General features: G+C 49.1%; 10 protein-coding genes. 6 read left to right on the top strand and 4 right to left on the bottom strand.

Annotated features, from left to right (window positions below):
* Positions 1-156 precede the first annotated feature (156 nt).
* Positions 157-1,218, top strand: a complete 1,062-nt coding sequence (locus AC2YIT_RS09990) for an NAD-dependent epimerase/dehydratase family protein (protein WP_430844357.1) — start codon at positions 157-159, stop codon at positions 1,216-1,218.
* Positions 1,219-1,384: 166 nt separating this feature from the next.
* Positions 1,385-2,230, top strand: coding sequence for a hydroxymethylglutaryl-CoA lyase (locus AC2YIT_RS09985; protein ID WP_487279082.1), 846 nt, complete (start codon positions 1,385-1,387; stop codon positions 2,228-2,230).
* A gap of 58 nt (positions 2,231-2,288) precedes the next feature.
* On the opposite strand, the gene AC2YIT_RS09980 is transcribed toward AC2YIT_RS09985, so the two are convergent.
* On the bottom strand, positions 2,289-3,413 hold the full coding sequence (locus AC2YIT_RS09980) for a hypothetical protein (RefSeq protein WP_487279081.1): 1,125 nt from the start codon (positions 3,411-3,413) through the stop codon (positions 2,289-2,291).
* 103 nt (positions 3,414-3,516) lie between these two features.
* Between AC2YIT_RS09980 and AC2YIT_RS09975 the strand changes: the two genes are divergently transcribed.
* A complete protein-coding gene (locus AC2YIT_RS09975; protein ID WP_430844352.1) occupies positions 3,517-4,122 on the top strand; it encodes a thymidine kinase in 606 nt (201 codons plus the stop codon).
* Positions 4,119-4,760, top strand: a complete 642-nt coding sequence (locus AC2YIT_RS09970; protein WP_430844351.1) for a GDSL-type esterase/lipase family protein — start codon at positions 4,119-4,121, stop codon at positions 4,758-4,760. Before AC2YIT_RS09975 ends, AC2YIT_RS09970 begins: the two co-directional genes overlap by 4 nt.
* Before the next feature lie 72 nt (positions 4,761-4,832).
* On the opposite strand, the gene AC2YIT_RS09965 is transcribed toward AC2YIT_RS09970, so the two are convergent.
* A complete protein-coding gene (locus tag AC2YIT_RS09965) occupies positions 4,833-5,927 on the bottom strand; it encodes a chorismate mutase (protein WP_291203573.1) in 1,095 nt (364 codons plus the stop codon).
* A 188-nt stretch (positions 5,928-6,115) separates the two neighbouring features.
* On the opposite strand from AC2YIT_RS09965, the gene AC2YIT_RS09960 reads away from it, so the two are divergent.
* Together AC2YIT_RS09960 and AC2YIT_RS09955 are read left to right on the top strand one after the other, a co-directional pair.
* On the top strand, positions 6,116-7,318 hold the full coding sequence (locus AC2YIT_RS09960) for a proline dehydrogenase family protein (RefSeq protein ID WP_487279080.1): 1,203 nt from the start codon (positions 6,116-6,118) through the stop codon (positions 7,316-7,318).
* Between the two features lie 51 nt (positions 7,319-7,369).
* Positions 7,370-8,131, top strand: a complete 762-nt coding sequence (locus AC2YIT_RS09955; RefSeq protein ID WP_487279079.1) for a lipoprotein signal peptidase — start codon at positions 7,370-7,372, stop codon at positions 8,129-8,131.
* A gap of 28 nt (positions 8,132-8,159) precedes the next feature.
* Here AC2YIT_RS09955 and AC2YIT_RS09950 read toward each other — a convergent pair whose 3' ends face one another.
* Positions 8,160-9,761, bottom strand: coding sequence for a hypothetical protein (locus tag AC2YIT_RS09950; protein WP_430844348.1), 1,602 nt, complete (start codon positions 9,759-9,761; stop codon positions 8,160-8,162).
* Between the two features lie 278 nt (positions 9,762-10,039).
* Positions 10,040-10,708: an OmpH/Skp family outer membrane protein gene (locus tag AC2YIT_RS09945; protein ID WP_430844347.1), complete on the bottom strand. Its 669-nt coding sequence runs from the start codon at positions 10,706-10,708 to the stop codon at positions 10,040-10,042.

Below are 10,708 nucleotides of genomic sequence, written 5' to 3'. Positions count from 1 at the left end.
AAGTGAACATAAGTTACATACTTCAAATGTAAATTAAATATTTTATTCGATTATTTAAATCATATCACAAAAGAATCAAATGCTATTTATCTAATGCATCCCCTTAATCCCCTAACTTTGGCCTTTCATAAGTACCACACATTCCACTTACCTTCTATGAAAATTCTGATCACCGGTGGGGCCGGTTTTGTTGGCTCTTCGCTGGCCATAGCCTTGAAAACAAATTATCCTGATTACCAGGTTTACGCGCTGGACAATCTCAAAAGAAGGGGTTCCGAATTGAATATACCCCGTCTCAAAAAGGCAGGCGTAGAATTCGTTCACGGCGACATTCGCAACAAAGAAGATTTCGACGCTATTCCGGCGGTCGATACCGTGATCGAAGCATCCGCCGAGCCATCGGTACTGGCCGGACTGGACGGCACGCCCGATTACCTCATCAATACCAACCTGGTGGGAACCGTCAACTGTCTCAACTATGCATTGAAACACAAAGCCGGGTTCATTTTCCTCTCCACCAGTCGCGTGTATCCGATCAAGACGATCGAGACATTGAATTTCGTCGAGGAGGAAACCCGTTTCGCATTGTCGGACGAGCAGCCTGTACCGGGTGTCTCTTCCAAAGGTATCGGTGAAGATTTCCCGCTTAACGGTGCACGCTCGCTATACGGTACGACCAAGCTGGCTTCCGAGTTGATCATTCAGGAATACAATGAATTTTATAATCTGAAAACGGTGATCAACCGCTGCGGCGTAATTACTGGTCCGTGGCAAATGGGCAAGGTAGATCAGGGCGTGATGGTACTCTGGATCGCGAAGCATTATTTCGAACAGCAGCTCGGTTACTTTGGCTATGGCGGCACCGGCAAGCAAATCCGTGATATGCTGCACGTCGCCGACCTATATAACCTGATCGACTGGCAGCTGCACAACCTCGATAAGGTGAATGGCGAGATCCTGAACGCCGGCGGCGGCCTGCAAAGCAGCGCCTCATTGCAGGAACTAACGAAAATCTGCCAGGAAGTGACTGGCAAAACGATCCCTATCAAAGTCGTTCCTGAAAACCGCACCGCTGATATTCGCCTTTACGTGACAGACAACACGAAAGTCACTGCGCTCACGGGCTGGGAACCTAAGATTGGTATTCGTCAAATTGTCGAAGAAATCACTGCCTGGCTAGGCGAAAATGAGGCCGACCTCGCTCCGATTTTGAAATAGCGGAAAGCACGAAGGATGACCTTCGCGCCATTTTAAAATACTGACTGCAATCATGTAGCTTCCAAGAACTACCTGATTGCAGTCTTTGTTTTTTAATTCCGTTCGGTCACCTTATCACATTCAGTCATTCACTTATCGCGCCGGCGACCCGGTCACTGATTCAAAAATGAAGTTCATCGAATGCCCCCGTGATGCCTGGCAAGGCTTTCATCCCTTCATCCCCTCGGAGATCAAGCTGGAATATCTGAACCAGCTAATTCGGGTCGGTTTTGATACGATTGATTTCGGCAGTTTTGTATCGTCCAAAGCAGTTCCGCAGATGCAGGACACAGCCTGGATTGCCGAACGGCTCGATCTTTCGGGCAGTAATACCAGTCTGCTGGCCATCGTCGCCAACGAACGCGGCGCAGCCGATGCCTGTGCATTCGAACAGATCGGTTACCTGGGTTACCCGTTCTCCATTTCAGAGACATTTCAGATGCGGAACACGCAGGCGACCATTGCGGAGTCGTACGACCGGGTGAAACGCATTGCCGATCTGTGTGCGAAACACAAAAAAGAACTGGTGATTTACATTTCAATGGGTTTTGGAAATCCGTATGGCGACGCGTGGGCTCCCGAGATTGTGATGGAATGGGTAGAAAAACTCGCTAAACTGGGTGTCAATACCTTTTCATTGGCTGATACCGTAGGAGTAGCACAGGTGAATGATATCGGCTGGCTCTTCACCGCATTGATCCCCTACTACCCCGAGCTGGAATTCGGCGCGCATTTCCACACCCGCCCCGACGACTGGCGCGTTAAAATACAGGCTGCTTACGACGCCGGTTGCCGCCGTTTCGATGGTGCATTGCTTGGTTATGGAGGCTGCCCGATGGCCCAGGACGATCTCGTAGGCAACATGCCTACCGAGCGGTTGGTGGATTTCGCCAAAGAACAAAAAGAGCTGCTTTGCCTCGACGCGAATGAATTGCAAAAGGCGCGGGCGATGTTTCAGCAGATCGTTGGATAAAAGAAATGCGCCGAAGGAGCTTCCCCCCGGCGCACTATGTTGATATTAAAATGCTTTATTAGGCAAACTTACGCTTGACAATCGCAAGCAATGCGGTAACCGCCTCCCCATTTACATCCCAGGCATATTTGGATGCATACCGGTGCCAGATCAGGTTTTCGGCTTCCTCGAAACTCTTCACGCGGTCGAGTTCGTAAATAGCCTTGTCGAAATGCTCGCTGTTACGATCGAAAAGCTGGTTTACAAACATAAAACGCTGGCCCAGCGGAATGCTGCCTGCGATGTTTTCAACCTTTAACGGCACGGTACCGTACGATTTATCCTCCGATGGCTTAGGCATCTCCACTTTAAAGCGGTTGTTCAACGAATCCCTTTCCGGGCTCGATCCTGCATTCGATTTAGCAACAATCTCTCCAATCACCGCGGAAGCAGGCTCCACGCGCGGCGCTACCGGGCGGGCGGTACTGGGCTCCAACTGACTGAATGCAGAATCGAAAAATGATTCGTGCTTATGAGGCTGCGCCTGCGGGGAGGTAGTCGACTTGCCGTTCTCCCGGATTAGCAGCTCGCTGATATTAATCGGGAAGATCTCCGCGAACTGGACCAGGTGCTGCTCCGTATCGTCGATCAGATCGGCATTATCCTTGAATTCGTACAGCCAGCTCACGGCCTGCGTCTGGTATACCGAATCCGAACCACTGTCGGTAAGGCGGCCGAGCAATGCTTCGGCGATGCCGCGGTGGATATGCGTATATTTTACAAGCTGTTCGGCCTTCGCATGGGTAAATTCTGCGTCGGGAACGGCCCTGATCTTGTCTTCGAAGTAATTAGCGGGTGTCAAGAGGAGTTTCAGCGATTCTTTGACCGATTCGGACAATAGCGGTTCGAGGTCGGCGCGTTTCACGGCGATGTGCTGCGAGGCCGTGTTCATGAATTCTTCCAGGGCACTTTTTACTTCTTCATTGGAAAAGTCAAAATAAGGGCTGCGGAAGGCTTCTGCGTTGTTTTTCCATTCTTCGAACAGGCGGTTGAGAATACCCAGGTTGACTTGTCTTACGGGTGTCAGTTTTAATAATCCGGCACCGGTAACGACGTCCTGCGACCTGTACACTTCGTTCAAAACTGTTGTTGTGAACCGTGCGGAGTACTGGTTGAGTGCGATTGAATTCAGATTATCCGGCATAACGAATAAGCAATTTTGGTAACGTAGTGTTGGGAAAAATATGTTTGATTTGTAAATATAAAATAAAAATCGACCTTTCAATGGGTCGGTCGGGCACCAAAATATGTTTGTAGAACCATCTCACAGAAGAGAATTTCAAAATCCCCGTACCGGCTGGATCGAAGTGATTTGCGGATCCATGTTTTCCGGAAAAACCGAAGAACTCATCCGCTTGCTCAACCGCGCCAAAATTGCCCGGCAAAAGATCCAGATTTTCAAACCTGCGCTTGATAAACGATACCATGAAGAGAACATTGTTTCTCACAATGACAATTCGATCCCCTCGATACCCGTACAATCGGCCCAGCAAATATCAGACCTGGCGCAAAATTGTGAGGTAGTGGGCATCGACGAGGCCCAATTCTTCGACGAAAGCATTGTGGATGTATGCGACGAGCTGGCCAATAACGGCAAGCGCGTGATCATCGCCGGCCTCGATATGGATTACAAAGGCAAGCCCTTTGGCTGCATGCCCCAGCTCATGGCCATTGCGGAATATGTTACCAAAGTTCACGCAGTATGCATGGTTTGTGGGGAAGTAGCTTCGCATTCTTACCGCCTGTCGCCCTCCAACGAGCGTGTATTGCTTGGCGAAACGGATTTGTACGAAGCCCGCTGCCGCAGATGTTTCAACCTCGGTGAAAGGGCGCACGAATTATTTTCCCGATGAAAAAACAAGGGCTGCTGATCCTGTCGCTTACGTTGAATGCGGTCCTGATCGCAACCCTTTTAATATTAGGGTATATTTATCGCGACAAGATTGCGCAGCGTTTCGTGCGAATGAAAGGTAACCCGACGATCGTCATGTACGGAAATTCCATTACCGCCCAGGGCAAGTGGGTGGAGCTGTTAGGCAGGACCGATGTCATGAACAACGGACTACCCGGGCAGGCTACTTATCATTTCCTGAAACAGATCGATTCGTACGTGATCGACCTTCATCCCAAAGTTTGCTTCATCAAAGGCGGCATCAACGACATTACCCTAGGGGTGGCACAAGAACAAATTCAGGCCCATTATAAAGCCATGCTTGAAATGCTGATGGAAAACAATATCACGCCCGTCGTGACGCTGACGGTCTTTGAGCAGAATGATCCTTACAGCAAAAGGGAGGTCGACGCGCTGAACCGCTTCCTCGCCTCCTATTGCTCCCAAAAGCACATCACATACATTGACCTGAACCAATACATTTCCGACTCGACCGGCCTCCGCGCTGAATATGCCGCGGACAAAACCCATTTGAATACCAAAGCCTATAAGATCTGGGCCAGGGAAATCAGCCGGGTTTTGAAAGAAAAGGGTATTTAAAAACACATTAACCTTTAAACAACGAAAGCCGCCCATTGCTGAGCGGCTTTCGTATTTATGATCGATCTGATCTTAGGCATTCACCTGGTTCATCACCTCGGTTTGCTTGCGGATCGACTCCATGTGAACGAGTTTGAAGAGTTCGTCCACCAGGTTGGGATACAGATTCAGGCTGCGGCCCCAACCAGCGCGGGTTTCCAGTACTTCACGGAAACGGTCTACCTGGTAAGCTGCTACGTTGTTATCGCGTTTGTATTCGGCCAGTTTCTCTACCAGGGCCATGCGGTTTGCCAGTGTTTCAAGCAATTCGCGGTCGAGGTTATCGATTTTGCCACGGATAATTTCCAGCTGTGATGCATAGTCGCTGCCGTAAGATTCCTTACGAACGTGCAGGTCGTGCAGCATTTGTCCCAATGCAGCAGGAGTTAACTGTTGTGCAGCGTCAGACCATGCTTTGTCCGGATCGCGGTGTGACTCGATGATCAGACCGTCGTAATGCAAGTCAAGCGCACGCTGAGCGATTTCGTACAGATAAGCGCGCTTTCCCGCCATGTGGCTAGGATCACCGATTACCGGTAGCTGAGGGAAAATCGTTTTCAATTCGATCGCGATGTTCCACATAGGGGAGTTGCGGTATTTGTGCTCCTGTGCGTTCGAGAAACCGCGGTGGATCGCACCGAGTTTTTTCACGCCAGCCTGGTTCAGACGTTCCAGGGCTCCTACCCACAGTTGCAAGTCGGGGTTTACCGGGTTTTTAACCAACACAGGTACATCAATTCCTTTCAGGGCATCAGCAAGTTCCTGTACGTTGAACGGGTTCACGGTTGTACGTGCACCAACCCAAAGGATGTCAACGCCGTATTTCAATGCCAGTTCGATATGCTGAGGCGTAGCCACTTCCACAGCCACAGGCAGGCCTGTTTGCTGTTTCACCGCTTGCAACCATGGCAGAGCTGCCTCTCCCATGCCTTCAAAGCTGCCTGGACGAGTTCTCGGTTTCCACACCCCTGCACGGATCACGTGCGCAAATCCTTCCTCTTTGATCTGGGTTGCGGTTTCTAACATTTGTTCCTCGGTCTCTGCGCTGCAAGGCCCGGCGATTACCAAAGGCTTTCCTTCGGTATTGATCCAACTGCTAAGCGGTAGGATATCTAAAGAAGCATTCATACTCAAAAACTTGTCCTTAATAAAAAATTGATAATTGTAATATTTTGATCCGGTATTATGCGTATTTCTTCGATTGCCCGTACATTTGACCCCATAAAAGTCAATCAACTTCTTAATGCGTATTACTTTCTTCCTGTGGTCAGATAATGAATTGTTAAACAGTTACTCAGGAAAAACGTACATCAAAAATGGCATATCCGTCACCAAACGACCAAATACCTGTATTTTTTGAAGATACTTCCGTTGCCTTTGCATCCAAATCAGACGCCAAACTCAGGAAGACATACTGGTTATTCAGCCTTATGAATCAGGCTCGAGTCGTAAATTTAGGCACTTTTTTTATAAAGCTCGCGCTAAAACTTAACTTACCTATAAAAAATCTCATTCGGGTCACGATTTTTGAACAATTCTGTGGCGGTGAGACGATTAACGACTGCGACGCTACGATCGCTTCCCTGCGTAGCTCCGGCATCGGTACCATACTGGATTATTCCGTTGAAGGCGAAGATAAAGAAGCCAGTTTCGACGCTACTGCGGCAGAAATCCTCAAAACAATCGACAAAGCCACGGGCTCTGATACCATTCCTTTTTCGGTATTTAAAGTCACCGGAGTAGCCTCATCCGACCTGCTCGAAAAGGTGCAAAAGAAAGATTCACTCTCGGAAGAAGAAAAAGCGGCCTTCGAGCGGGCGCGTCAGCGGGTGCAGCGCCTGTGCGCTCATGCATATGAGCATAATGTGAGAATCTTCATCGACGCCGAAGAAAGCTGGATCCAGGGCGTAATCGACGACCTGGCCTATGAAATGATGCAGCAGTTCAACCACGAGCGACCGATCGTATACAATACCTACCAGCTGTATCGTCACGAAACCCTCGAAGCACTCAAAACCGCTTTCCTCGATGCACGCCAGAAAGGATATTACCTCGGCGGCAAGCTCGTGCGCGGCGCTTATATGGAAAAGGAAAGACTGCGTGCCCGCGAGCAGGAATATTTCAACCCTATTCACACTTCGAAAGAGGCTACCGATAATGATTACAATCACGCTATCGACTTCTGCCTTGACCGTCTCGAACACATTTCGATATGCCTAGGCACGCATAACGAATACAGCTCCCAGTACTGCGCCCTCAAAATGCAAAAGCTCGGCATCGAACGCAACGACGATCGTATCTGGTTCGCGCAGCTGCTTGGTATGAGCGACAATATTTCCTTCAATCTGGCCAAGGCAGGCTACAATGTAGCCAAATACGTGCCATACGGTCCTATCGAGGCGGTGTTGCCTTACCTGATCCGCCGTGCCGAAGAAAACACCTCCATTGCCGGTCAGAGCAGCCGTGAGTTTTTGTTAGTTAAAAGTGAATTGAAGAGAAGAGGAATCGGTTCTTTATAAGTAAGTTATTACTTTCGCATTCCCAAATTTGTCAATTGTATTAAAAACCGAATGAACCAATCCAGAAATCCAGCCCCATACCTACTCTTCAGCGTACTCCTAATCGGGATTGATCAGGCTTCCAAATTGCTGGTTCATCAATATATGCAACCCGGCTTTTCAGGACAGATCGCGCTAATCGGGGACTGGTTGAAACTACATTATGTACTGAATCCCGGCATGGCTTTCGGCATGCAACTCGGGCATGAATATGGTAAACTGTTCCTGACGTTGTTCCGCCTCGTAGCCATGGTCGCCATAGGCGGCTATATGATCCACCTTGCGCGCGTAGGCGCTTCCAAGGGCTTGCTTTGGGCGTTGGCGATGATCCTCGCCGGAGCGGTCGGTAACGTGATCGACAGTACGTTTTACGGTGTACTGCTCGGCAATGCGCCTTATGGCTCTCCTACCCCGTGGTTTCACGGACAGGTGATCGACATGATCTTCGTCGATTTCTGGGAGGGTTTTATCCCCGACTGGGTACCGGTGTGGGGCGGGCAATATTATTCAACACCGATCTTCAACATCGCCGATTCCTGCATTTTCCTGGGCGTTTGCAGCATTCTGATATTCCAGGGAAGTTTTCACTCACACGGACCGGAGAATGAGGGAGTAAAGGAAGAAAGGGAGGAAGGAGAAAAGGAGGAAGCAATCAATGGTCAGCCGGATGCTTCTTCACCTGAAACTTCAACATCCGAAACAGCGTTACGGGACGATATTCCGACACCTACTTCCACAGAGGAAGAGGATGAAAATAAAAAAGAGAGCATTTAGCTCTCTTTTTTTGTGGTACACTTTCGGATTAGTTCTCGTCTTTGGTGTAGGGAACAAAATCCTTGAAGGTCTTTTTGATCGCTGCATCCGTCGCCTCTTTCTTGTTCTCCCAGTTGGCGTCGAGTTCCAGTGCCACGAGACCGCTGAGGTTCATCAGCGCTTTAAATTCATCGAGTTTTCTGATAAAGTCCGGCTGGCGTCGGGCTGATTTCTGGCCCCATTCCCGTGCAAAAACGTCGCCCTTGTTCTGCAACTCGTTTTTCTTCTGCATGACATAGTTGAACCTGTCAAGCAACCCATTCACCGACTTTCCGATTACTTCCGTCGCTTCCAGTGTTCCCACTGTGGCCACCGTCGTCCCCCCGATCGTTGTAATATAGCCGCGGGTTTTCTGATTGTCCGTGGCGATCACCGGCGCGAGACCCGTCGTGGCCCCAAGAGAGGCATTCAGCAACGATCTGCTGCGTTTGCCCTTTTTAGCACGGGTATAAGCCTTTTTGAGTTCCTGCTCTTTCTCTGTCATTTGTTCGATAAGTCCCCATGCATTCACCAGCGCCCCCCTGTACAGGTTATACACGTATGTATCGCGCAGGCTTTCGTCGATCGTATTCTTGATAACAAATTTCACCGTACGCTCCTTTTTGTTCTGCGCCTTATCGAGCACATAGAATATGATGTTGAACGCCAGCGTATCGAATGGGTCCTTCACGAAGTCATAACCCGGCTCCCAGATGAACTCGTAGCTGGTGGCCGTATTCTTTACCAATGCGCTTTGCGGAACCTTCTTGTTTTCAGAAATAAAATTAAATGTAGTGATATCTTCCTCCCCATTCGGGTCTGACAGCGTGAAGCGCAGGTTAATCCGGTTGTTCTCCGCACTGCGGATAACCGACTGCTGCGGAATAATGGTAAAGTCGGGCGCCAGGTCCATTTGGGTCACATCCAGTTTCAGACGACCTTTGGTACGCGCTTTCGACGGCTGATCTTCCACCCAGAACTCCATATACCGCGGCCCCTTTTTCAAAATGCCGAATTGAACACTCGATGGCTCCCAGGTAATTTCGCCCGCGGCAGACAGCTTCATCGCTTCCGGCATTTCTTCCAGAATGGGTACGAACACGATCGGGTCGCCATCGGGGTCACGAACAGCGCCCATGTCGATCTTATAAACATTCTGCGTCTTGTACTGTACGTAGAATGGCTGCAGTTCATCGACTTGTGGTGGGCGATTTACGTGGTTTACTTTGAATACGATCTCACGCGACACACTTTCACCGGCGGAATTCTGTGCTTCGAATACGACCGGGAACGATTTGGTGGTATTGATACGGTCGGCGATATCAAACCCGGGTGTCCATACGAAATGTCCGGTAGAATCAAATTTCATATCCTTCACCAGGCCGCTGGCCACCGCATACCTCACCGAATCACTCTTCCCTCCCTTGACCTGCAAATGAAAATTGATCTCCTTCCCCTCATAAAGTACGTTCCACTCCGCTTCCGCCGGGAACACGAGCTGCAACGGGCCCGTCGAGGTATTGTTCTTCATATTATCCTGCCCCTGCGCCCTCAGTACTACAAAAACGGGTATCAGAAGGATCAGTATTTTATGAATTTTTCTTGTTAGCATGACATCAAAAATATAATTAATTCCATGGGTGAGAGAGCACTTCAATTTTAACGCAAAACTACTAAATCCTGTATAGAATGCCCTGTGATTAGTTGTAAAATTGAAACTCGCGAAAGCACAGGCCTACGCGAGAAATCTGTTTGTACTTTTCAAATACTGCCTTCTGAGGAGGATTATAATTAAAGCAAGTCCGGTACGCTCAAATACCCAAAACAAAAACCGGAGCGCAATCCTTTTTAAGACTGCGCTCCGGTTTTTAAAGTTCAATATTTGCCCTATTATTTTTTCTTTGGGGTTGTTGCCGGAGTAGTAGCTGGCGTTGTTGCCGGTTTGGTTGCCGGCGTCGTTGCCGACTTGGCCGCAGGTGTTGTTGCTGCTGGTGCCGCTGCCTCTACCTTGTCAGGATCAACACCCAGTTTGCGAAGAATCAAGTTGGTCGCATTGTTTTCTTCTGATGCCGCGAACAGGATGATCGGCGTTGTTCCCGCACCTGCATCCATGTTCAGGATGTACAGGAAGCCGCTTTCTTTACCTACTTCCTGGATAGCATTATTTACTTTCGTCAGGATCGGTTCGAGCAACTGCTGCTGTTTAGTTTGCAGGGAAGTTTGCGCGTTGTTACGCATTTCCTCGATACGTGTCGAAAGGTTTTGAAGCTCTTTCTCTTTATCAGCGCGAATGACGTCAGTCATATTCGCACCATTTTTCTGATATGCTTCATATTTCTCCTGAGCCTCTTTGTAAGTCTCCCCGATCGCTTTGTCCAACTGCGCTTTGGTTACTTCCAGCTGGTTCTGCATCACTTTTGCTTCCGGCAGTTTGCTGATTATATAGTCGACATTCGTATAACCTATTTTAGTAGGCCCGCCTGCCGGGGTAGTCTGGGCTAAGAGAGGGGTGGTGATTATGGTCATCACGACCATAATAGCCATCAGTTTTTGTTTCAT

It is taken from the genome of Dyadobacter sp. SRI_021, from assembly GCF_057586235.1.
This window is presented reverse-complemented; position numbering and strand designations above follow the sequence as displayed.